Below are 23,047 nucleotides of genomic sequence, written 5' to 3' on the forward strand. Positions count from 1 at the left end.
GCAACCTCCCTTCCTAAGCTTAATACTTGCCAAATTCCTGATCACTCAGCTCAATTTTCATATTAGAATTTGATTTTTTTCGTCTACTATTAGATTTACTAGATTGGGATTGACCCGACATTTGCTCCAACATTCGCATAACCTCAGGGCTATATTCCTCTAGTTGTGAATCAGAACTATTGCGATATGTTCTTGTCCGCTTCAAATTAAACCTAGATACTTGCTCTTTTAACAGTTCAGCTTGGCTAGACAATTCTTCACTTGCTGCTGCACTTTCCTCTGATGTCGCAGAATTTGTTTGCGTGACTTGTGACACCTGAGTAACACCCTCGGTAATTTGAGAAATGCCTATCGCTTGTTCATGAGAAGCTCTAGCAATCTGGCTTACGATCTCAGTAACCTCTGTTACGACATCGACAATTTGATTGAGTGCCCCTGCAGTTTCATTTGCGATTCGTGTGCCATCTTCTACCTTGTGGATTGAACCTTCAATCAATTCTGTCGTTTCCTTGGCCGCATTTGCTGATCTTGCAGCTAAATTTCTAACCTCCTCTGCGACAACCGCAAAACCTTTACCATGTTGTCCAGCTCTTGCTGCTTCTACTGCCGCATTTAATGCTAAAATGTTCGTTTGGAATGCAATCTCATCTATCACTTTAATAATCTTGGAAATGTTATTAGAGGATTCATTAATATCATGCATCGCATTTAGCATTTCTTTCATTTGATCATTACCAATCACAGCATCTTTACGAGCATCTGTCGCTAGTTTGTTAGCTGACTCTGCATTTTCTGCGTTTTGATTCGTTTGAGATGAGATTTCTTCTAAAGAAGCTGTTAACTCCTCAATCGTACTTGCTTGCTCTGTTGCCCCTTGTGATAACACCATTCCCGTTTCAGCTACCTGAGTGGAACCAGAGGTAACTTGATCAGCAGATGCGCTAATGTTCACCAATACCTCATTAATGTTGTGCGTCATATGATTAAAAGCCGCTGCTAACCTACCAATTTCGTCCTTAGAGCTTACAGTCAATTCGACATCTAGATCCCCCTCTGCCGCTTTGCCTGCCATCTCTACAATTTGGTTAATCGGCTTACTAATTAATCTTGCAATCCAGATTCCTAACACGATCGCAACTGTCATAGCCAACAATACAAGTACAATCATAATGACCATCGCTTGCCTAGCTTGTGCGGTATTGTCATCGGAGGTTTTTTGAGCATTTGCCACCTTTAACAAAACGGTTTCATTTAAGGCATCCTCCTGATTTTTAGCTGATTCTCTCATTGTGTTATTTAAATATTCATAGGCTTTATCATCTTCATCACTGTTAATAAACACCATTAATTCATCCATAAAGCTTCGATATTCAAGCTTAGCCGTTTGAAATTTATTAAAGCTAGTTCGTACTTCTTCACTTTGGATTGTTTTCTCAAAGCTAAGTGCCGTCTGATCTAATTGATCTCTAAGCGTTTTTAACGTATCATTGATTTGTTTTTTGTTTTCTGCATTATCCTGCAAAATTAATTCTCTTGTATTTACACGAATTCTTTGCATTAGGTTTAACATTTGCCCAGCTTCAGAAATTGGCACTGTCATAAGGTCATACAATTCAGTATCCTTTTGTTCTAGCTTACTTAAATTTACTATACCTACTGTTCCCACAATACCTGCAATAATCGCAACCAACACGAAGCTAATAATTAACTTTTTGGCAAGCTTTAAATCATAAAACCATTTCATAAATAATCCCCCGTCTCTCCATAATTGAATAGCTGGTCTTAATTTAGTTGTAGCAAGCCTGATATATCTAAAATTAAGCTGATACTGCCATCGCCAAGCAATGTACAGCCACCTAAGCCCCGAATGTCCTTCACCTTGCGAATGTATTCAGGTAGAGCTTTCACAACAACCTGCTGTTCTCCAAGTAGTTGATCTGCAAAAATGCATACCGTATCTCTTTCATTTTCAACCATAATAATAATTCCATCTGACATACTGCTTACGTTAGTAGAAATGTTGTAATGCTTATGCAAACGGAGAACAGGGTAACAATGACCTCTCACCATTAACATTTCTTGTCCATTTGGATTAGTAATAATATCTCTTTCATCAGTACGGAATGATTCACGAATCGATACAGTTGGAATTGTAAAACGCGATTGTCCCACTGATATATTCATTCCATCAATAATGGCTAATGTGAGCGGTAAACGCAAAGTAATCGTAGTGCCTTGACCATATTCACTTTCAACAAGAACATTACCACCTACCACCTCAAGGTTACGAGTAACGACGTCCATCCCGACACCTCGACCAGAAAACTCTGTGACTGCTTCTTTTGTTGAAAATCCAGGTAGGAAAATGAGTCCAAACACCTCTTTATCACTCATCTCCTCTTCAGGTTTTAGCAGAAGCTTATTTTCTCTTGCTCTACTTAAAATCTTGCTGCGATCTAAACCTTTTCCGTCATCCTTCAAAATAATAATGACTTCACTACCTACATGTCTTGCTTCAAGTGTAATTACACCTGTTTTATTTTTTCCTTTAGTCTCGCGATCATCTGGTGATTCGATGCCATGATCCACCGCATTACGAATTAAGTGCATTAAGGGATCAGAAATACGCTCAATAATATTTTTATCTACCTCGGTGTCCTCACCAATCACTTCAAGATGAATATCTTTATTCATTTTTTTACACATATCTCTAACGATACGGCGCATCTTGTGAAAGGTTGTTGCTAATGGAACCATACGAATCGACATTACCATGTCCTGAATTTCACTCGTAATTTTTTTCAGTTGACGAGCCGCTTTGGTGAATTGCTCTAAAGGAAGATCCTTAAGTTCAGGATTTTGGGTAACCATCGCTTCAGAAATGACAAGCTCTCCTACTAAATCCATCAATTTATCTAATTTCCCAACCTGAACACTAATCATACTGGACTGAGTTAATGTAGAATCGGTGGTGGCTTTAGGCAAATTATTAACAATTGCAGAATCACCAATTGAAGATTCATAAATTACAGATTCGCGAATTACAGTTTCACTAATTTGAGATGAATCATCTAAACAGGAAGCTGGCTCACACTGACAAAAATCAATGGTTTTCAAAAATGGTGTGCCTGCAAAAAAAGTATATAGTTCTTCTTCTGTTTTACTAGTTTGAAGCCACATGGAAAATCCTTTTTCTTGAATTTTAGATGCACTGTCTGAATTGCTAGCGATATCCTCTGGATAATAGTGAATATGATCCACAAGCTCCTCTAACTGATGTACAAGGGCAAAGGCTCTAACATTAGGCATTGGACAATCATATTCAAATGTAATAATCACATTGTATGTATGCATAGGATTTTCGATTTGTGTAGTGTCATTTTCCTGTTTAAGCTCAGTTAGAAATTGCTCAATTTTTTCTATTAATGCCGATGCTTCACCGTCTGGATCATCTCCATTACGTATTTTGTATATTTCAAGCTTAATAAAATCGCAGCCTTCTAAAACAAGATCAGATAAGGTAGAATAATCAACGATAGCAGGATGATCCTCACGTAAAAAATAAAATAAATCTTCGAGCGAATGTGATAGATGAGCAATATTTTCAAATTTCATCATTGCAGATGAGCCTTTGATCGTGTGCATCGAACGCATGATTTCATCGATTAAGGCTGGCGAGAAGTCACTTGTGCTTTCACCACTTATAACGGATTGCTCTAGCTGCTCCAAAAGCTGGGAAGATTCGAAGATAAATACTTCAAGTAAAGGTTCAAGCGAAAATGACGAGTCCAAAAGAATATCCCCCTCTTACCGTATAAACAACGTTATTTTGTTATTTGTAATTTCCCTCCTCTGTTTGTGTTGAATTAGAACTAATACCAAGAACACACCTTATGGCTGCTTGATACTTTTTTCCTGAACGTCGCCCACGTAAAATATCAGTTAAATAGTTTTCATTAACGCCAATTTTTTTAGCTAATTCTCGTTGTGTCATATCTAACTCAATGAGTCGCTTCTTCACTTCTACCCTAAAAAGTAAGGATGAGTTACTATTTTGTACAGAATCCAAGCCCTCCCATCCCTTTCTATTCATTTTCGATTGTTGATACTGATTTATGATAAAATAAATGACATGAAATCGTATCACGTGGGCATTTTAAAGTCAATATGACATTAGAAGGAAAAAAATTAGTTCTTTTTCGACATTTTAACTCAATATTCGGGAATAATCAATGTCAAATTGACAGAGAGGTGATAAAACATAGCATGGATACTCTAGGAGAAAGGATTGCATTTTTACGAAAAAAAAATCAGATGTCACAAAACCTGCTAATGAAGGAGCTTCATTTCAACAATTTAGGTAAATACGAGCTAAATGAACGGTTACCTAAACTTGATCTAATCATTGATTTAGCACGTTTTTTTAATGTAACGACAGATTGGTTATTGTTAGGGACAGAGCCAAACCATAAAAATGAATCAAATTGCCCAATTTCAAATGATGACACTCAAAAGGAAGGACCTCAGGATTATAGTATTAGTGCAGGCGATCAGCATTTTTTATCGCTGTACCATCAACTAACAGATAGACAGCAAGCTAAGGTAGAGGGATATATCGAAGGTTTACTAAGCGCGGAACATACACATCCATGAACCTGATTAAATTCATTATAGGTATTACTAACCGCTTCTCACATAAGGTATGAAGCGTTTTTATGCATGTTTAAAAAAATGTATCTGCTTCTCCTCCGAAGTTAGCTGCTACCCTCCCCCTTTTTTCGACACAGCCGAAGATTTCCTCCACTTCTTCGGCTCGATCCCACTGTGGTATAGATTTATTTCCTTATCCATTTTTTGCATTAGTAAAAAGTATAAATGTTGCACATGCTTGAAGTTATTAGACATAGTGTCTTGTCTAGGGCTTTACGTACGGCTATTCTCACATTAAACATGAGGAGGAGCAGAAATATGCCACTCTGGGTAATGATTTTATGCAAAACATTAATTGCAGTTGTTGTTATATTTACACTCACCAAGCTATTAGGTAAACGTCAAATTTCTCAGCTTTCGTTGTTTGAGTATATTACAGGGATTACAATCGGGAACTTGACTGCCTATATTTCAATCGAAGAAAGCAGCAACTGGTATTTAGGAATTATTGCTTTAGTTGCATGGGTTACTGTTTCACTGGGTATTGAAAAGATCGAACTAAAAAGCAAAAAAATTCGCAACTTTGTTGACGGTAGTGCAACTGTTCTTATTAAAAATGGGCGGGTATTAGAGAAAAATCTCAAAAAGGAAAAGTTGACGAGCGAGGAATTGCTAGAGCAGCTACGAAAGAAGAACATTTTCAAGCTGAGCGAGGTGGAATTTGCGGTTATTGAACCAGACGGAGAAATAAATACCTTGCTAAAAAAACAGCATTTGCCTTTAACTGCCGACATTTTAGGAATTGATGTTACTCCGGAAAGTGAGCCCCAAGTCATTATTATGGACGGGGAAATTATGGATAAAACGATGGCTACCGCTGGCATTAACCGAAAGTGGTTAGATAATAAGCTAAAGGAGCTCGGGATCAATCACAAAGATGTTTTTTTAGCGCAGGTGGACACCTCTGGAGAGTTATACATTGATTTATACGAGGATCAGGCTACAGTAAATTTAAAGTCAAAACAAAAACCTACTGTTGTATCGCAACTAAAAAAATGCGGATATCAAGTGCAATATTTAGCGAATACGTCACAAAATGCTGAAATAAAAAAAATATATGAAAATTGTTACATCCAGCTCCAGCAAATCTCCTCAGATATCAATATGATTCAAAATTCTAACTAATTTTTTAACTACTTTTTATCAAATAAAACAAAAAAACGAGATCATCACTCCTACAAAAGATAGAAGTTGATGGTCTCGTTTTTAAGCTTAGTCAATAATTTCTGCTGTATCTCCAGTTTTTGCACCCGCTGCATTTGCTTCATCTGTATCAATGTGCATATCAAGTGCAAAAGAATCAGCGACACGTGCAATGACATTTTCTAATACCAAACCACGTTCTCCACCTAAACGCACTTTAAGCAATTGCTTGTCTGCAATTCCCCATTTTTGTGCATCAGAGGTATGGAAATGAATATGACGAGCTGCGACAATGACACCTTTGTCCAATTCAACTTCACCAGCAGGACCTTTAATTGTAATACCTGGTGTACCTTCAATACTTCCAGACTCACGAACTGGAGCTTTTACACCAATTGCAAATGAATCAGTACGGGAAATTTCTAACTGAGAAGCAGGACGAGCTGGTCCTAAAATACGAACCTTGTCAAATTGACCTTTTGGACCAATTACAGCCACAGTTTCATTTGCAGCAAATTGTCCTGGTTGAGATAAAGGCTTGAACTCAGTTAATTGATAACCTTGTCCAAATAATACTTCAATATGTTCTTGAGTTAAATGAATATGACGGGCTGATACGCCGACAGGTACTGTTTTGCTCATTTTTGCAAACACTCCTCGTTTGTTCTCTATATAATAACAGTTGACATCAGCATCTATTATACACCTGTTTTCATGAAAAAGGAAAAAATCAAGGTGATAAATTCATCATTTTCATGCACTTTTCAACCTTTTGCAACAGGATTGTCAAATTCATTCACAACAAATTCACCATCTTCAGCATATACACGATATAGCTTATCGAAACCTTCCTCATAGGTAGGTGGCTCTAACTGCGCCAAAACACTTTTAATACCGATATCAGGGATTTTAGCCTTACCGCTTCTTGTCTCATTACGTCGAATTGATTGTTCATAATTTGGCTCAAAATAATACCCTATGACTTCGAAACGATTAGCCCTTGCTAATGAAATATATTTTTTTCTACTCTCAACAGTTGGATTCGTATTATCTATTACAAATGGCTGTACTGCCTTTATAGATGCATCCAAATAAATATTTTCACGATTCCTCGTTTTTAACATGTCCAAGTTAATACGCATATGTGTAGCAAAAAAGTTTTCTTTAAAGAATGTAGATTTCCCTGATGCTTGGATGCCTATAAAAATAACACATTGCAATCGTTACACCTCTTTCAGTAATCTCCCAAGTCATTTATTATCTAAATAAACAAATTGATTAATATACTCTCTTTGCTGTGAAAATATCGGAGTATTGTTATCAACATCCCATTTACTTCTTGTAGTTTCCCCTTTAAGGTAATTTTGCTTGAGGATACAAATTCCTCTCTTTTTCCATACTTCGAGGTCATTCCAGTTTATATTTCTTTCTAAAAACAACTTATCCTGAAGCTGCTTTCCGCTTAAGCCTTGAATTTCCGACTGGGCAAAATGAGCTTGAGCTACCATAGAAATACTGTTTTTTGTAGCATCCTGTTGTCTCCATAAAAAATAATTTGTTACTTCATCTAGCGGAAGTACCCATGCTCTTGCATCAAATGTAGCCAAACCTCTATCTGGATATACCTTTGCCATCTCATAATTAAATTTAGCCGTAGTCATAGATGCTGCAACAGACACCATTTTTTGTAGGTTGTTTTGAAACCAAGATTGTGTCGTTAATTTATCATAATTTGTAAGGAGCAACGATATTTCATCACTTTGGTGATAGACGAGCTTACAGCCCATTATATTTTTCGCAAGATATTTGCCAGTCTCCCAAAATACTTCAATTAACTTTTGATCAAACGGCTTTTCCATGCCTTTAGTATATGTATGAAAATGAGTGCCATCTATACGAATAATGACGGGAAGTCTTTGAGGAAGCTGATAACGATAACAATTTTCATATTTTTTCATACGATTTCCAAAATCATCTCTTTGCATAATAAAATAACCTCCTGCATTTATACTAAATAAATATTCACGAGATTATTTTATCATATTTAACCTATAATCAACGAGCATGTCTCCAATGCCCTATCCTTAGTGAGGGAGCCATGACTCCAAAAAAGAATAAGCATTGTTATACATCCAGTCTCTTACTAAATCCTCATCATAGTATCGTAGTAGAAGCTCCGTTAAATAAGGATAACAGGCTCCGTCTGTTAATCCAGCTAAATGTCGGTCTATGCCATCAAAGTCAGCACCCATCATTATATGCTTTGCTCCACCTAGCTCACAAATATGTTCAATATGTGGCAATAAACTTTTTGCAGTTGGAAAAGGCTCACTAGTAACAAACGGTGGGTAAAAATTCAAGCCGATTCTGCCTTGTAATCCAATAATGTCACGGATTTGCTCATCACTTAAGTTACGGACATTTCTGCAAACCTCGATCGCGTTAGAATGTGATGCAATAAATGGTTTATTCACTTCATGAGCCAATTCACTTAAATGCCAAAACCCATTTTTAGACAAATGTGATACGTCCATAATCATCCCTAGCTCATGACACTTATGTACAAGCTGAACTCCTTTATCTGTTAATCCACCATTACGTGGCTCTAAAACGCCATCTGCTGCCCAATTCGCATAATTCCATGTTAGACCAAGGAGGCGTACACCTCGCTCATAACATTGCTCCAGATTATTGAAATTACCTGCTAGTCCATCTGCGCCTTCAATTGATAAAATCCCTCCTATCTGCCCTAGCTGCTTGGCTTTTAAAAGCTCTTGCTTATTTGTTATCGGGAAAATACCATAAGGAACGACCTGCTCATTAAAAATCTGAATCTGCTCATCAATATGACTAAAAGAAGCTTGACCTAGCTTTTCCGATAAATAAATTGCAAAGCATTGTAAGGCAATGTTACCCGCCTTCATTTTTTCATACGACATATCAAGCTGATCACTATCAACAAAACTAAGCGTTGGTTGCTGCTGTAGCTTACTTAATACATCACAATGAAAATCAATAACTGAAATATTTTTGTTCAAATTCATATTTTCGTTATTTTTATTTTTCATTAGCTCTTCACCCCAATTTGTAAAACTGACAAAAAAACCTGTCTACATCGTAAACAGGTCTGTTCTTAGCATTTTTCATGCTATCTTGGTTCTACAATTAGTTTAATCGCTGTTCGATCTTCTCCATCAATAACGATATCCGTAAAAGCAGGAATACAAATTAAATCAACACCACTTGGCGCTACAAATCCTCTAGCAATTGCAACAGCTTTAATCGCTTGATTTAATGCTCCTGCCCCAATTGCTTGTAGCTCAGCTACTCCTCGTTCTCTTAACACACCAGCTAACGCGCCCGCAACGGAGTTAGGATTGGATTTTGCTGAAACTTTTAATACTTCCATGGTAAGTACCTCCCTGGGAATAATGGTTGATTCCACTACTTAGAGGATATTCACTACTTACCCAGAACATGTCATTTATTTATGACGTGATCTAATTATTTATATTATATGGAGGTTAATCCATAATCCATTCGTCTTCAAGTAAACGAATCTTTTCAATCTTTTTAGCTCGTCCTGTCTGATCATCTAAATCAACGATAACCGCATGGAACTGCCATTTTCCTTCACATACTTGGAATCTAACTGGAAGTTGAGTAATAAATTTCTGCAACACAGCTTCACGTTGCATCCCCAATACACCTTCACGTGAGCCAACCATACCCGCATCCGTTAAATAGGCAGTGCCCTGTGGCAAGATAATATCGTCATTGCTTTGCACATGCGTATGCGTACCCACTACAAGAGAAGCACGTCCATCTAAATGCCATCCCATTGCAATTTTCTCAGAGGTTGCTTCAGCATGAAAATCAACAAGGATATGCTTATATTTTTTACGAAGCTCATCCACAATTTCATCCGCATAGCGGAACGGGTCTTCAATTGCTGGCAAAAACGTTCTTCCCATCAAATTTACTAGCGCTAATTCCTTACCGCCCGCTTGAATAATTGTATATCCACGTCCAGGTGTTCCCTCTGGATAATTTGCTGGACGAATCATTCGTGGTTCATCATCAATAAAGTCAAAAATCTCTTTATTATCCCAGGTATGGTTCCCCATCGTTAAGCCATGAATCCCCATTTCAAAAAATTCCCTAGCAATTTTCCCTGTAATCCCTCGACCTGCTGCCGCATTTTCACCATTTGCAATAATGATATGTGGGTTATATTTGCTTTTCAAACGCGGTAAAGTTTCCTTTAATGCTTTTCTTCCAGTGTTTCCTACGATATCACCAATAAATAAAACTTTTATGATACTCCACTCCTAACTTAGGTTGCCTTGAATGAAAAAGAGGCCCATAAGAGGCCCCTTCTCACAAAGCTTTTACTTCGCGTATTCAACCGCTCTAGTTTCACGAATGACAGTAACCTTGATATGACCAGGATAATCCAGTTCATTCTCAATTGTCTTCGTAATATCACGTGCCAAGCGGAAGCTTTCAGCATCATCAATCTTATCAGGTTGTACCATAACACGTACTTCACGCCCAGCTTGAATTGCATACGATTTTTCAACACCCTCAAAGGATTCAGAAATCTCCTCAAGCTTTTCAAGACGACGAATATACGTTTCAAGTGTTTCCCGACGTGCGCCAGGTCTTGCTGCTGATAATGCATCAGCTGCACCAACCAACATTGCGATTACAGATGTAGCTTCACAATCTCCATGGTGAGAAGCGATACTGTTAATGACAACTGGATGTTCTTTATACTTCTTAGCTAGCTCTACACCAATTTCAACATGAGAACCTTCCACTTCATGGTCAAGTGCTTTACCGATATCGTGTAATAATCCTGCTCTTTTCGCAAGTACAATATCTTCGCCTAGCTCGCCAGCCATTAAGCCAGCTAGATAAGCAACTTCCATGGAATGCTTGAGCACATTTTGACCATAACTTGTCCGGAATTTTAAACGACCTAATATCTTGATCAAATCCGGATGAAGTGCATGAACACCTACTTCAAACGTAGCTTGTTCCCCATACTCACGAATTCTTTCATCTACTTCGCGACGAGATTTCTCAACCATCTCTTCTATACGAGCAGGATGAATTCGACCGTCTGCTACTAGTTTTTCTAAAGCAGTTCGAGCAATTTCACGACGAATCGGATCAAATCCTGATAGAATTACGGCTTCCGGCGTATCATCAATAATGAGATCAATTCCTGTTAAAGTTTCCAAGGCACGAATATTACGACCTTCACGACCGATAATACGTCCTTTCATCTCTTCATTAGGCAATGTAACAACAGATACTGTAGTCTCTGCGACATGATCAGCAGCACAACGTTGGATAGCAGTAGTAATAATCTCACGAGATTTTTTGTCTGCTTCTTCTTTTGCCTGTTGCTCAATATCCTTGATCATTTGTGCGGTTTCATGGCGAACCTCTTGTTCCACATTATTTAAAATAATGCCCCGAGCATCCTCCATCGTTAAATTGGAAATTCTCTCCAATTCCTGCACTTGATTTTTGTAAATTAAATCAATCTGCTGTTGTGTTTCTTCAATACGTTTCTCTTTGCTTGCCACTTGCTCTTCTTTGCGTTCAAGCGAATCCAATTTTTTATCCAGCGACTCTTCCTTTTGCAACAATCGTCTTTCTTGCCGTTGAATTTCATTGCGACGTTCACGAATGTCTTTATCAGCTTCAGCTCTCACTCTATGGACCTCATCCTTAGCTTCAAGAACTGTTTCCTTTTTCAGTGCCTCGGCATCTTTCTTAGCACTCTCCAAGATTTGACTTGCAGCATGCTCCGCACTGGAAATTTTAGCTTCTGCAAGAGATTTGCGAATAAAATATCCTGCTACGAACCCCAAGAATAAAGCGGCTACAACGAGAACGATTTCGACCCAGATTGGCAACATCTGTTCACCCCCCTCGCTGGTTCCTCCAAGGCATTCCTTGGGATTGTTTTCAATTTTTTCCTCTACTTCTCATTCATCATTCATACTAAGAATCGATTATAAGCCGATTCAGATAGGTTGGCATGCAAGCATGACCGTCCGTACTCAAGACGGAGCAACAAACCTTCATGATTGGCGAACAGAACCTTAACGAATCCAACATTACTGGAAGGAAAATTGGACTCAAATAATTATAGATTCCATTCCATTTTATTATTGTCAGAAAGATATTGTCAAGCAATTGCCTATTTATGTTGTATTATCTTCATCGACCTGTCTTAATACTCTTGACACTAAGCTTCCAGAATAACCACGTCTAAGCAAAAATGATCCTGTTTTCCTCTGTTTGTCTATCCGTTCACCAGAAGTTTGGTTCCATTTTTTTGTTGCGAGCTGTAATGCACTCTCAAATTCTTCGTCTTCACTTATTCCATTTAAAGCTTCCTCTATGAGCGGCTTAGAAATGCCTTTCTGACGCAATTCTTGTTTGACCCATAACTTTCCCTTAGCTTTGCTTTTAACTCGCTGATTTGCCCATTGCTGTGCGTATGCTGTATCGTCAATGAAACCTTCGTTGCTTAATCTTTCAATACTAGTTACAATCGCCGTCTCTCCCCAGCCTTTTTCACGTAATTTCATACTTATTTCATAGGCTGTTCTAGGCTTTCGTGCTAAATAAGACAGGGCATCCGCATAAGTCTGCTGCTGTTCATCTGCCGCTACAATATCTTCTAAATCCCCCTTACAGAACACAGCACCTTGAAGCATACGATATTTAATCATAATATCTTCATGGACATCAATACTGTATTGACCAAATATAATTCGATAACGCCATTTTGGTTTTTTTAGCTTTTGAACAGCTGTCACAGTGAGTTCTGTCTCATCACTTAGCTCTAAAATTGAAGATAGTGAAGTAGCTTCCTCAGCTTTTTCATCCCTTTGTAGCCTCGTCCAATCATCTTGCTCTGAAATATCAATAACGTCATCATCATAGCTGTTATACTTATTTTTTTTTGGATTCAATTCCTTCCCTCCTGTTACCTGTAGAACCCTACTTCATTATATCATCTCGTTAAGCGGTTAACGCATGTTCTGCTTAAGCAACATCATCAAAAATGTAAATGATTTCACCTAAATTCAATAATACTAGCTGAGTAATATAAAAAATGCCCTGATACCGCCTCATTTTATCGGCGTTCAGAGCATTTTGACATCAATTAGATCATTAAACCACTAAAATATAAGCAAACTATTATTCTTCGCTAAATAATGCCTGTTCTTCTTTTGCTTCCTCTGCAAGTTCTGCTTCAGAAGGAGAAGTCGTAGTAGAAGACAAATTACTTACTTCACGAATTTTCAGCTCAATTTTATTACAAATTTCTGGATGGTCTTTCAAGTATTGCTTCGCATTTTCACGACCTTGACCTAGACGCTCACCTTCATATGAATACCAAGCACCACTTTTATCCACAATATCTTGCTCTACACCAATATCGATAATACTACCTTCTTTTGAAATACCTTCACCATACATAATATCAATTTCCGCTTGTTTAAACGGTGGTGCTACTTTATTTTTTACTACTTTAATTCTTGTACGGTTCCCTACCATATCGTTGCCCATCTTAATTGTCTCAATACGACGAACATCTAGACGAACAGTAGAGTAGAACTTCAATGCACGACCACCTGGCGTTGTTTCTGGGTTACCAAACATAACCCCAACTTTTTCACGCAACTGGTTAATAAAGATCGCAATAGTTTTAGATTTGCTAATCGCACCAGACAACTTACGAAGTGCTTGGGACATCAATCTCGCTTGTAAACCAACGTGAGAATCACCCATATCCCCTTCAATTTCCGCTTTTGGAACAAGAGCTGCTACAGAGTCAATAACAATAATGTCTACTGCACCACTACGTACTAATGCTTCAGCAATCTCTAGCGCTTGCTCTCCAGTATCCGGTTGGGATAACAATAACTCATCTATATCGACGCCTAATTTACTTGCATAAGTAGGATCAAGTGCATGCTCTGCATCAATAAATGCAGCTTGTCCACCAACCTTTTGAACTTCTGCAATAGCATGCAACGCAACCGTTGTTTTACCTGAAGATTCCGGACCATATACCTCAATGATTCGTCCACGAGGAAGACCACCAGTACCAAGTGCGATATCAAGCGCAAGAGATCCACTAGGAATAATCTCAACTTGCATATGCGTGGACTCTCCAAGCTTCATAATGGAACCTTTACCGAATTGTTTTTCTATTTGACGAAGCGCCATATCCAGCGCAGCACGACGATCTGACAATCAGCTCACATCCTTATCATCTTTAAACTTCTTGTAATTAATTGTACCTTGTTTTTGTTACTTTGCCAAGCATTTTTTCGAACATACATTCGCACATTTTTTTAGCTCCGTATCCCTCACCTCCTAACCAAGGAATTAATACATATTAAAAAAACAAAAAAACCGCAACCAGATAGTAATTACTATTGGTTACGGCGCTTCCGTACCTTATTAAATTAAATGCATTTCGTTATATACGATTACGTTGAACATATTAGGCTTGCGAGCCTTCAGACTCTTTTTGCTTCAACTTTCGCCACAAATAATAAAGAATCGTTTTCGCTGATCTTACACGAATCGTATCACGATTCCCCTTGAGGTGCAACTCGTATACCTCTGTCCCTTGATCACGAATTGCTAGGGCAACATAAACTAATCCAACCGGTTTGCGTTCAGAATAAGCGGGTCCAGCTACACCCGTAATCGATAATCCATAATCGGCATCACCAATCATTCGAACTTGCTCAGCCATTACAATTGCAGTCTCTTCACTTACAGCCCCAGGAGCCCCCTCACCCTCTAACAGCTTATGAGGCACATTCAGCAGCTTTTCCTTCATTGCATTAGAATATGTAACGATACCACCTGAAAAGACAGTAGCACTTCCTGGAATCGTTGTGATCGTCTCCATAAGCAATCCACCAGTACAGCTCTCTGCAACACTTACTGTAGTCCCTTGTTCAGTCATCATATCTACAATCACTTTTTCAATGGGTACATCTTCTGTTGCATACAAATGCTCTGCTAAACGATTACGAATTTCTTGCTCTGTTCCTGCAAGCTTACTCATCGCTTCAAGCTCACTATTCGCCTTTGTTGAAATACGAATTGTGACTTCACTCTCTTTAGCATAAGGAGCAATTGTAGGATCGCTTTGTGCTTCGATAAGATCCAATAGCTTAGTTTCAAGCAAAGATTCTCCGATACCAGCAAACTTAAGCATTTTAGAATAAATCGGCATTTCATCCGTTAAAACATGCTGTAGTATCCATGGCTTAGCTTGCAGTTCAAACATTGGCTTCATTTCTTTAGGAGGACCAGGGAGTACGATATAAAAGTGTCCATCCTGTGCAATGGCATTTCCTACGGCTAGTCCAGTTTCATTTGGCAGAGGTGTACTTCCATCTATCACTAAAGCCTGTCTACGATTGTTTTCTGTCATCGGAACACCACGATCCTTGAAAAAACGATCAACATGATCCATCGCCATTCTATCAATATGCAGTGGTCTCTTTAATACAGCAGCAAGCGCATCTTTAGTTAAATCATCTTGAGTAGGACCAATCCCACCAGTAAAGATAACAACATCTGCTCGGTCAGAAGCAATTTGGATCGCTTCACATAACCGCCCCATATTATCACCAACAACACTTTGGAAATACACATCAATACCAAGGGATGCAAGCTCCTGAGACAAGTATTGAGCATTGGAGTTCACAATTTGTCCCAACAACAATTCTGTACCAACTGCAATAATTTCTGCCTTCATTACATATGTCTCCTTGCGAATTAGAGTAGCAATCAAGTCAAAATACATTTAATGATTTACGACTTTGGGTTCACCTTAGAAAATAAAAACAATTTTTTATTTTTTACAAAATAGTCAATACCTGAATAGATAGTAATAATGACCGCTAACCATATTGCATAATAATCAAAAGGAATATTTAACCATTCAAATGGGAAATTGTTTAATAAAAGCGCAGAAATAGCTACAATCTGAGTAATTGTTTTTGCCTTCCCCCATTTGCTAGCAGCAATGACCGAGCCATCCAGTAAAGCAACCTCACGTAAGCCAGTTACCGCAAACTCTCTGCTAATAATTACAATGACCATCCAAGACTCGCATTTGCCCATTGCAACAAGTGCGATTAATACAGCTGTTACTAACAGCTTATCCGCTAACGGATCAAGCAACTTACCTAAATTGGTAACTTGATTATGCTTGCGTGCGAGATAACCGTCAATTCCATCAGTGCCAGCAGCAACAATAAATAAAACCGCACCTACAAGCTGGTTAAGTGGTAAATGATATGTACCCATCGTTAATTCCTGTGTCCACCATTGTCCATCAACTAACAAAGCAATAAGCATTAAAGGAATCATAAAAATTCGAAGAAGCGTAATACGGTTTGGTAAATTCAGATTCACACTAATTCCTCCCTAACAAACAGAGAAGTGTAAAGATATTCAACCGCCATGTCATGTTTTACATTTTCCGGCATTAGTCTACCCCCAATAATATCAAGCCATCAGCTTTCACTACCATCATCTTTATTTAAAGTTTGTAAATTGTACATCAACAGTTAAATCCGCTTTACGTAAAAGCTGCATAATTTGCTGTAAATCATCCTTACTTTTACCTGTGACGCGTATTTGATCACCTTGAATTTGACTTTTTACTTTTAATTTTGAATCACGAATTAACACATTAATTTTTTTAGCATTTTCTTGATCAATTCCACTTTTCAGCCCAATACGTTGACGAACTGCACCTAAAGAAGCTGGCTCAATTTTGCCATAATCCAAGTTTTTAATCGGTAAACCTCGTTTAATCATTTTGGACTGCAAAATATCAATAACCGCATTGAGCTTATACTCATCATCAGATAAGACAACAAGGACATCCTTCTCTAGCTTCAATTCGCTTTTACTCCCTTTAAAATCAAACCGACTTGCAATTTCACGTTCAGTCTGGTCTATTGCATTTGTAAGCTCCTGCATATCCATTTTTGAAACAATATCATAAGAACTTTCTGAAGCCATCATCAACAACCCTTTCTCTTTATCATCATTTAATTATATGTAAAAGTTTTCCCAAAGTCCATGGGAGGTTGTTTTGTACGAAACAAAAGCGTTGCAGCTTTTAAAAACACTGCAACGCTTAAAGCGTCAACCTAACTTCCACTCTTGCGACGCTCTGGACTACGAAACATATCCAGAATCCCCAGTACAACGTGAGCTAAGCCAAATCCTAAAATCCCATAGCCCCAAGCACTAGGCGTTAAATAGTAACCTAACAGAGTTACAACGATACCAACTCCAGTAACTATCCAGCTGACTGTCATTATGCTAACACCTCACTTATGAAGAGATAAGTTTTCCATGCAAACACTAGTCTCTCCATAAGAAACATCCATTATTCACCAAAAAACTAGTTATCTAGTTAGTTCGTTATGGTGTTGTCACATTTTGATTATTATCTGTATTTGATGAATTTCCATTCGATGCATCTGTATTAGTTTCATCACTAAGATTTAACTGGATACGAGCTGTATTTCTTCCATCCTCAACAACGGTACCACCTACATTAATCGATGTATTTTTAGCCGCTCCAGATTTAATAAATAGTCCCTCAGAAGCTAATTCAAATTTTATTTCAGTTCCGTTATCTATTGTTTCATAATAAAGCTTTTCGCCATTTTTATTTCCTTTACGCACTTCCATCCAGCTTTTTCCTGTTGCTGTAATGACTACCTCTACAGGTTTTCCACCAGAGTTCTGTACTTTATACTTAATTGCACTGCCGTCCTTTCCATCCTGGGCCACTACAATTTGACCTGTAGGCTGATTAGAAGATGAATCAACTGGGTTAGGCTCATTTGTCCCAGGGGGTTGTTCGGAATTAGGCTGTCCCGTAGGAGGCTGCTCTGTGTTATTTTGTGGCTCTTTTGTTTCATTATTACTTGGTGTAGTAGGCGTTGTGGTATTCCCTTGATTCGATGGATTTGTTGAATTTTTTGGATCTTGCGTTTGTGTAATTTTACCATCATCAGGCGTATTTTTAACTTCATCTGTTTTGCCATAGCTTGAAATATACCAATAAATAACGACTAAAATAAGAACAGCAAACGACCACATTAATGCCGTGGATAACCATTTTGCATTTTGAGTTACTTCTGACCGACTACGTCTTTTTTGGATCACTGGTTCCATCGTTTGTTCTGACTGCACTGCAGCAGGAACATGATCACTATGTTCTGCTAGTAGCTCGTCAGGATCAAGTCCAACGGTTTCCGCATAGGTTTTAATAAATGCCCGCACATAAAAGCTCCCTGGTAATACTTTATAATCCCCCGCTTCGATGGCTTCTAAATATCGTTTACGAATTTTAGTTAATTCTTGTATATCATTTAAGGACAACCCTTTCGCAAGACGGGCTTCCTTTAATTTCTGACCCAAATCAGACACCATCATCACCTCCATTGTTATTCAGTATATAATTTATAGTTACATATCTTCATAAATAGTAGTAAACGTTTCATAAACGATTTGCTCATCATAATTGTTACGCAATTCAATAATTATGTCAAAATCGTCATAATTGTAAGCAGACTCCTGAATAAAAATATCAGGGTGCTCCACAACTTTTGTAGAAGGCATCGACATAACCTCTTGTAACAGTTGGTAATGCTTATCATTTGATCGAATCGTACTTACTATGCCATCAATAATAAAAATATGTTCTGGGTTCATTTCCTCTGCTGACAGCTGACTACGTACTGTCTGACGCAATAACGTGGAAGACAAAAAAGTCCAACGTTTCATGGCACATACACTTCCAGCAATTAGCGACTCTGTTTTCCCTACTCTGGGCATGCCTCTAAGACCAATAAGCTGATGACCTGGTCTTTTAAAAATTTCACCTAAAAAATCGACTAACAATCCAAGTTCATCACGCGTAAATCTAAATGTTTTTTCATCATCCGAATCTCGCATAATGTAACGCCCATGTCTTACTGCTAATAAATCAACAAGCTTAGGACTTCGAAAGGCTGTAATTGTAATGCCATCTACATTACTTAGTAATTCGCCAATCTGCTTCATTTTTTCATCATCATTACATTCTAACAGCATACCACGAGTATGTCCTTCGACACCATTAATAGTTATAATATTTACGCCTAACATACCAAGCATCGAAGCAATATCTCCAAGTAAGCCTGGTCTATTTTTATGAATTTTATATTCCATATACCACTGTTTCATTATACAAAAACACCTTTTTTTAAATTCTAAAACATTATTATTCGAAATTCGACAAATTAGGTCTTATTTCCTGCCATATTTCAAAAAAAAACAATACGTGTCTAATCATATATAATTTCTTTTTGAAAGGCAAGTTCTATACAAAAATGGGCGAAAAGCCCTCCTACACAGGAGAGCTCTTCCGTCATCAAGCTATGCATTTTTCTTCGCAAGCTTCACCATTAGATGCGCAATTGTTTTACGCTCCTCTTCGGTGCCCACATCCCAAAGTTCTTTGAGTGTGCGGTTAGCAGTGTTTTGAGGATCAACCTTTTCATCGAGGAAACCACCAATCTCATATGCGAGATTAGAAATTGTATCTTCACTTAGGCCGATTTTCTCTGCTTGCTTGACACGTTCACCCAAAAACTTTTTCCAGGTATCGAAATTTTTAAGCACTGTTGACATCCTAAATCCTCCTTCACCTGAAGCTATAGATTTAAAATCAACAGTTGTAATATGCGTTAAAGGATTACTTTTTATACACTACGTATGCCATCCACCATTTGGAGAAATAATCTGTCCTGTAATATAGCTCGATTCCGGCAAAGCAAGGAAGTATACAAGTGAAGCGATCTCTTCAGGATCAGCTAATCGTCCAAGTGGAATTTCATCCGCCAACATTTTTAGTTCCTCTTCACCAAAGCGCTCCATCATATCGGTTTTTACTGCACCAGGTGCAACTGCATTAACAGTAACACCAGAAGGGGCTAGCTCCTTAGCAAGTGCTTTAGTAAAAGCATTTACCCCACCTTTAGCTGCAGAATAAACAGCCTCACATGATCCTCCAGAAATCCCCCATATTGAGGAAACGTTAATAATTCTTCCGAAGCGCTGTGTGATCATATATGGCATAAAAAGCTGGCTACATAAAAATACACTTTTCAAATTGACTGCCATGACTTCGTCCCATTTATCTTCATCTACATCTGCAACCATACTATAGTGAGAGATACCCGCATTATTAACTAAAATATCCGGCTTTAATTGATGGGAGTCTAATTTTTCTTTCATTTTCACAATATCTGCACGTTGCCTTAAATCCGCAGATACCGTTAACACATTAGCACCCAGCTCCATACACTTTCTTGCGACATCGTTCGCCATTTCATGCGAATTAAGATAATGAATGATGACATTCATGCCTACAGAGGCAAAGCGAAGTGCAATATCTGCACCAATACCTCTACTTGCCCCTGTAATTAATACCGTCATTTCCTGTAACGTCTTATCCAATTTATTTGATAACATTTATGGGCTCACCACAAGCGACACAGATACCTGCTCCCAATCAATATGCTCATGTAAGCGGTCATTTACTTCCTGCAGCGTAATAGATTCATACACATTAAGTACAGAAAACAAATCACCACCGCGGAACGCATATCTTGTAAATTCATGAGCAATATTTTCAGGTGAATTCAACATACGTAAGTACCCACCCATTTTCTTTTTGCGAGCACGTTCAAAATCTTCAGCCGCAATACCTGTCTCTAACATCTTACTTACTTCTTGCTTAACAATAGATAGTAATGCTTCAGGGTCTTTTGTATCTCCCCCAACCGCTGAGAAGCCATAGTTAGGATTACTATTGTACTCATGACCAAATCCATCGTTAATTAAGCCTTCATCGTATAACTTTTGGTACAGCTTAGTGCTTGAACCAAACAACAGATCCAAACCTAATTTAGTGACCATATCTCGCCGAATTAATGCTTCCTTCGTTAAGCCTGTAACTTTTTCTTTAAATCCAAATAGGCATTTTGGTAACGAAACAGGTAAATTAATCACTTTTCTTGCTTCGTGTACAGCGGTTGGCTCAGGTTCAAAGTAACGCTCAATATTGCCTTGTGGCTCATATTTCTTTTGCTCCTGATTACTTCTAACCACATTTATTACTTCCTCAGCATCAACCCCACCAACCACAAACAATAACATGTTGCTAGGGTGGTAAAACGAATTGTAACAGGTGTACAGCGTTTCCTTCGTTATCGTGCTAATCGATTCCACTGTACCTGCAATATCAATATGCATAGGATGTAAGTTATACATCGCTTCAATTAAGCCAAAATAAACACGCCAATCCGGATTATCTCCATACATATTAATTTCTTGACCGATAATCCCCTTTTCCTTCTCCACGTTCTCATCTGTGAAGTAAGGATTTTGAACAAAGTTGATTAGCGTTTCAATATTGTCCAATATATGATCTGTTGCTGAAAATAAGTATACAGTTTGCTCAAAGCTCGTGAACGCATTGGCAGACGCACCATTCGCAGCAAATTTGGTAAATACATCTAAACCATCAGGCTCCTCAAACATTTTATGTTCAAGAAAATGAGCGATACCGTCAGGAACCTGCTGTTCGTCTTGCCCAGCCACTTTAAAGTGATTATCTATAGATCCATAACGAGTGGCAAAGGTAGCATACGTTTTTTGAAATCCATCTTTAGGAAGGACATAAACCTGTAGACCATTAGGGAGCTGCTCGTAATATAATGTTTCCTGCAAATTATCGTACGTTATCACTTCCACTTTTGCTATTCCTCCTTTTGCCCTGTTAAAAAGTAGATCGTGTCTAAATGAACCGTTTGCGCAACTGCAACTACATCCTGTACAGTAACTTGTTCTACTGCAGCTAACAATTGGTCTGCAGATCGAACTTTTCCAGACAAGACAGAATTGAAATCAAAGCTAATCATCTCAAAAGCCGAATCTTGCAGCTGTAACAAGCTGTTTCTAATCATTGCCTTGGTTTGTTCCATCTCCGTCTCACTAATTTCACCATTGCGCAATGCTTCAAGCTGTGCCTGAATGATTGAAAGAGCCTGCTCATAATTTTTAATTTCAATTCCCGCCTGAATACCTACAAAACCTTTATGCCCATCTAATCGAGATGAAGCATAATAAGCAAGACTAGCCTTCTCACGTACGTTAATAAACAGCTTGGAATGAGGATAGCTGCCTAAAATGCCATTATAAACTAATGCAGCTGGATATTGATCGCTAGCATAAGTTATTGGAGTGCGAAGTCCTAAGTTAAGTTTGCCTTGGTTCACATCCAGTTTTTCCTCAACATGACGCACATCTTCTTTACTAAATTGACTGACTTCATGACTGTACCCATACGTTCCTGTACGATTTAGATTAAAATAACGCTCCACCAATCGCTCTACTTCTTGTAAGCTTGTATCCCCTACAACATACAAATCTAGATTGCTTTGTGCAAGCCAATGCTGGTATGCAGCATATAATGACTCCGATGTAACCCTATCTATATGTTCACGCTTTCCAAGCGGATGTAAACGATAAGGATCATTTCTAAACATTTCTTCAAGACAACGCTCAGATGCATATCGTATTTTATCGTTAATAATAGATTCTAATTTTTGCTTTACATTATCCTTTTCAGCCTGCACATAAGAAGCTTTAAAGTTTCCATTTTCTAAAGCAGGTTTTGTAATGACCTCACCTAAAAAAGAAAAACTTTTTTCCAATAACGATTCATCACTTTGCACAAAAACATCATTAATGGTATCCATCTGAAATTGTACAATTTGATAGTTACCCCGCTTGTATACATCAAATCCAAACCCCGCTCCGTATAAATGCTCTAATTGCTCCTTAAATGCAATACTTTCTGGGAAAGATTGTGTACCACGTCTTAACACAAATGGCGTTATCGCCGTTTCAGTAACAGTCTCCTCTTGAAGAGGGATTCCTGCATATAATGAAACAGCAAATGTTTTAAACCGAGTGGTTGGCAAAACATGGATAGCGACATTGCCTACATGCCCACGCTCAAATGCAAATTTATTCAAGCCTAAAACTCCTT

24 protein-coding genes are annotated in these 23,047 nt (G+C 38.1%); 2 read left to right on the forward strand and 22 right to left on the reverse strand.

Going from position 1 to position 23,047, the window contains the following annotated elements:
• Positions 1 to 19 precede the first annotated feature (19 nt).
• From ABE099_RS07245 to ABE099_RS07255, 3 genes are read right to left on the reverse strand one after another with little or no spacing between them, the layout of a single operon-like run.
• Complete coding sequence (locus tag ABE099_RS07245; protein ID WP_430028831.1) at positions 20 to 1,744, reverse strand: methyl-accepting chemotaxis protein; 1,725 nt, start codon at positions 1,742 to 1,744, stop codon at positions 20 to 22.
• Between the two features lie 38 nt (positions 1,745 to 1,782).
• Complete coding sequence (locus ABE099_RS07250) at positions 1,783 to 3,792, reverse strand: chemotaxis protein CheW (protein WP_430028834.1); 2,010 nt, start codon at positions 3,790 to 3,792, stop codon at positions 1,783 to 1,785.
• A gap of 40 nt (positions 3,793 to 3,832) precedes the next feature.
• Positions 3,833 to 4,069, reverse strand: coding sequence for a helix-turn-helix domain-containing protein (locus tag ABE099_RS07255; protein ID WP_430028836.1), 237 nt, complete (start codon positions 4,067 to 4,069; stop codon positions 3,833 to 3,835).
• A gap of 197 nt (positions 4,070 to 4,266) precedes the next feature.
• On the opposite strand from ABE099_RS07255, the gene ABE099_RS07260 reads away from it, so the two are divergent.
• Together ABE099_RS07260 and ABE099_RS07265 are read left to right on the forward strand one after the other, a co-directional pair.
• Positions 4,267 to 4,653: a helix-turn-helix domain-containing protein gene (locus ABE099_RS07260; RefSeq protein WP_430028838.1), complete on the forward strand. Its 387-nt coding sequence runs from the start codon at positions 4,267 to 4,269 to the stop codon at positions 4,651 to 4,653.
• A 315-nt stretch (positions 4,654 to 4,968) separates the two neighbouring features.
• Positions 4,969 to 5,835: a DUF421 domain-containing protein gene (locus tag ABE099_RS07265; RefSeq protein WP_430028840.1), complete on the forward strand. Its 867-nt coding sequence runs from the start codon at positions 4,969 to 4,971 to the stop codon at positions 5,833 to 5,835.
• Positions 5,836 to 5,922: 87 nt separating this feature from the next.
• Here the strand turns inward: ABE099_RS07265 and pduL are convergent, their stop codons facing one another.
• The 19 genes from pduL to yfmF form a co-directional block, all read right to left on the reverse strand.
• Positions 5,923 to 6,495, reverse strand: a complete 573-nt coding sequence (gene pduL, locus ABE099_RS07270; RefSeq protein WP_430028842.1) for a phosphate propanoyltransferase — start codon at positions 6,493 to 6,495, stop codon at positions 5,923 to 5,925.
• A gap of 122 nt (positions 6,496 to 6,617) precedes the next feature.
• Positions 6,618 to 7,073, reverse strand: a complete 456-nt coding sequence (locus ABE099_RS07275; protein ID WP_430028844.1) for an AAA family ATPase — start codon at positions 7,071 to 7,073, stop codon at positions 6,618 to 6,620.
• A gap of 30 nt (positions 7,074 to 7,103) precedes the next feature.
• Complete coding sequence (locus tag ABE099_RS07280) at positions 7,104 to 7,838, reverse strand: tRNA(His) guanylyltransferase Thg1 family protein (protein ID WP_430028846.1); 735 nt, start codon at positions 7,836 to 7,838, stop codon at positions 7,104 to 7,106.
• 99 nt (positions 7,839 to 7,937) lie between these two features.
• On the reverse strand, positions 7,938 to 8,921 hold the full coding sequence (locus ABE099_RS07285; protein WP_430028848.1) for a dipeptidase: 984 nt from the start codon (positions 8,919 to 8,921) through the stop codon (positions 7,938 to 7,940).
• Between the two features lie 80 nt (positions 8,922 to 9,001).
• Positions 9,002 to 9,262: a stage V sporulation protein S gene (locus ABE099_RS07290; RefSeq protein ID WP_210087783.1), complete on the reverse strand. Its 261-nt coding sequence runs from the start codon at positions 9,260 to 9,262 to the stop codon at positions 9,002 to 9,004.
• A gap of 115 nt (positions 9,263 to 9,377) precedes the next feature.
• On the reverse strand, positions 9,378 to 10,172 hold the full coding sequence (locus tag ABE099_RS07295; RefSeq protein WP_430030523.1) for a TIGR00282 family metallophosphoesterase: 795 nt from the start codon (positions 10,170 to 10,172) through the stop codon (positions 9,378 to 9,380).
• A gap of 72 nt (positions 10,173 to 10,244) precedes the next feature.
• Positions 10,245 to 11,789, reverse strand: a complete 1,545-nt coding sequence (gene rny / locus ABE099_RS07300; protein WP_430028850.1) for a ribonuclease Y — start codon at positions 11,787 to 11,789, stop codon at positions 10,245 to 10,247.
• Between the two features lie 288 nt (positions 11,790 to 12,077).
• A complete protein-coding gene (locus ABE099_RS07305; RefSeq protein ID WP_430028852.1) occupies positions 12,078 to 12,854 on the reverse strand; it encodes a regulatory protein RecX in 777 nt (258 codons plus the stop codon).
• 229 nt (positions 12,855 to 13,083) lie between these two features.
• Complete coding sequence (gene recA / locus ABE099_RS07310; protein WP_430028854.1) at positions 13,084 to 14,145, reverse strand: recombinase RecA; 1,062 nt, start codon at positions 14,143 to 14,145, stop codon at positions 13,084 to 13,086.
• 253 nt (positions 14,146 to 14,398) lie between these two features.
• Positions 14,399 to 15,673 (reverse strand): competence/damage-inducible protein A, encoded by a 1,275-nt coding sequence (locus ABE099_RS07315; RefSeq protein WP_430028856.1) that lies wholly within the window; start codon positions 15,671 to 15,673, stop codon positions 14,399 to 14,401.
• 56 nt (positions 15,674 to 15,729) lie between these two features.
• On the reverse strand, positions 15,730 to 16,329 hold the full coding sequence (pgsA, locus tag ABE099_RS07320; RefSeq protein WP_430030526.1) for a CDP-diacylglycerol--glycerol-3-phosphate 3-phosphatidyltransferase: 600 nt from the start codon (positions 16,327 to 16,329) through the stop codon (positions 15,730 to 15,732).
• 129 nt (positions 16,330 to 16,458) lie between these two features.
• Complete coding sequence (locus ABE099_RS07325; protein ID WP_430028858.1) at positions 16,459 to 16,950, reverse strand: YajQ family cyclic di-GMP-binding protein; 492 nt, start codon at positions 16,948 to 16,950, stop codon at positions 16,459 to 16,461.
• A 131-nt stretch (positions 16,951 to 17,081) separates the two neighbouring features.
• Positions 17,082 to 17,252 (reverse strand): hypothetical protein, encoded by a 171-nt coding sequence (locus tag ABE099_RS07330; RefSeq protein ID WP_430028860.1) that lies wholly within the window; start codon positions 17,250 to 17,252, stop codon positions 17,082 to 17,084.
• Between the two features lie 106 nt (positions 17,253 to 17,358).
• Positions 17,359 to 18,375, reverse strand: coding sequence for a RodZ domain-containing protein (locus tag ABE099_RS07335; protein WP_430028862.1), 1,017 nt, complete (start codon positions 18,373 to 18,375; stop codon positions 17,359 to 17,361).
• Between the two features lie 39 nt (positions 18,376 to 18,414).
• Positions 18,415 to 19,173: a DUF3388 domain-containing protein gene (locus ABE099_RS07340; protein ID WP_430028864.1), complete on the reverse strand. Its 759-nt coding sequence runs from the start codon at positions 19,171 to 19,173 to the stop codon at positions 18,415 to 18,417.
• Positions 19,174 to 19,365: 192 nt separating this feature from the next.
• Positions 19,366 to 19,620, reverse strand: coding sequence for a DUF3243 domain-containing protein (locus ABE099_RS07345; protein WP_210087792.1), 255 nt, complete (start codon positions 19,618 to 19,620; stop codon positions 19,366 to 19,368).
• 78 nt (positions 19,621 to 19,698) lie between these two features.
• A complete protein-coding gene (gene ymfI, locus ABE099_RS07350) occupies positions 19,699 to 20,463 on the reverse strand; it encodes an elongation factor P 5-aminopentanone reductase (protein ID WP_430028866.1) in 765 nt (254 codons plus the stop codon).
• A complete protein-coding gene (gene yfmH / locus ABE099_RS07355) occupies positions 20,464 to 21,747 on the reverse strand; it encodes an EF-P 5-aminopentanol modification-associated protein YfmH (protein ID WP_430028868.1) in 1,284 nt (427 codons plus the stop codon).
• A gap of 5 nt (positions 21,748 to 21,752) precedes the next feature.
• Positions 21,753 to 23,033, reverse strand: a complete 1,281-nt coding sequence (gene yfmF, locus ABE099_RS07360; RefSeq protein ID WP_430028870.1) for an EF-P 5-aminopentanol modification-associated protein YfmF — start codon at positions 23,031 to 23,033, stop codon at positions 21,753 to 21,755.
• Positions 23,034 to 23,047: the final 14 nt, after the last annotated feature.

Origin of the sequence: Paenibacillus turicensis, from assembly GCF_050461185.1 — a bacterium.
Taxonomy (GTDB): Bacteria; Bacillota; Bacilli; order Paenibacillales; family Paenibacillaceae; genus Fontibacillus; species Fontibacillus turicensis_A.

Excerpts from the sequence above, each read along its gene's own strand:
- ABE099_RS07315 (WP_430028856.1), bottom strand. The coding sequence starts at position 15,673 with ATGAAGGCAGAAATTATTGCAGTTGGTACAGAATTGTTGTTGGGACAA.
- rny (WP_430028850.1), bottom strand. The coding sequence starts at position 11,789 with ATGTTGCCAATCTGGGTCGAAATCGTTCTCGTTGTAGCCGCTTTATTC.
- ABE099_RS07330 (WP_430028860.1), bottom strand. The coding sequence starts at position 17,252 with ATGACAGTCAGCTGGATAGTTACTGGAGTTGGTATCGTTGTAACTCTG.
- ABE099_RS07280 (WP_430028846.1), bottom strand. The coding sequence starts at position 7,838 with ATGCAAAGAGATGATTTTGGAAATCGTATGAAAAAATATGAAAATTGT.
- ABE099_RS07260 (WP_430028838.1), top strand. The coding sequence starts at position 4,267 with ATGGATACTCTAGGAGAAAGGATTGCATTTTTACGAAAAAAAAATCAG.
- ABE099_RS07290 (WP_210087783.1), bottom strand. The coding sequence starts at position 9,262 with ATGGAAGTATTAAAAGTTTCAGCAAAATCCAATCCTAACTCCGTTGCG.
- ABE099_RS07325 (WP_430028858.1), bottom strand. The coding sequence starts at position 16,950 with ATGGCTTCAGAAAGTTCTTATGATATTGTTTCAAAAATGGATATGCAG.
- ABE099_RS07265 (WP_430028840.1), top strand. The coding sequence starts at position 4,969 with ATGCCACTCTGGGTAATGATTTTATGCAAAACATTAATTGCAGTTGTT.
- ABE099_RS07245 (WP_430028831.1), bottom strand. The coding sequence starts at position 1,744 with ATGAAATGGTTTTATGATTTAAAGCTTGCCAAAAAGTTAATTATTAGC.
- ABE099_RS07340 (WP_430028864.1), bottom strand. The coding sequence starts at position 19,173 with ATGAAACAGTGGTATATGGAATATAAAATTCATAAAAATAGACCAGGC.
- ABE099_RS07285 (WP_430028848.1), bottom strand. The coding sequence starts at position 8,921 with ATGAAAAATAAAAATAACGAAAATATGAATTTGAACAAAAATATTTCA.
- ABE099_RS07345 (WP_210087792.1), bottom strand. The coding sequence starts at position 19,620 with ATGTCAACAGTGCTTAAAAATTTCGATACCTGGAAAAAGTTTTTGGGT.
- pduL (WP_430028842.1), bottom strand. The coding sequence starts at position 6,495 with ATGAGCAAAACAGTACCTGTCGGCGTATCAGCCCGTCATATTCATTTA.
- ymfI (WP_430028866.1), bottom strand. The coding sequence starts at position 20,463 with ATGTTATCAAATAAATTGGATAAGACGTTACAGGAAATGACGGTATTA.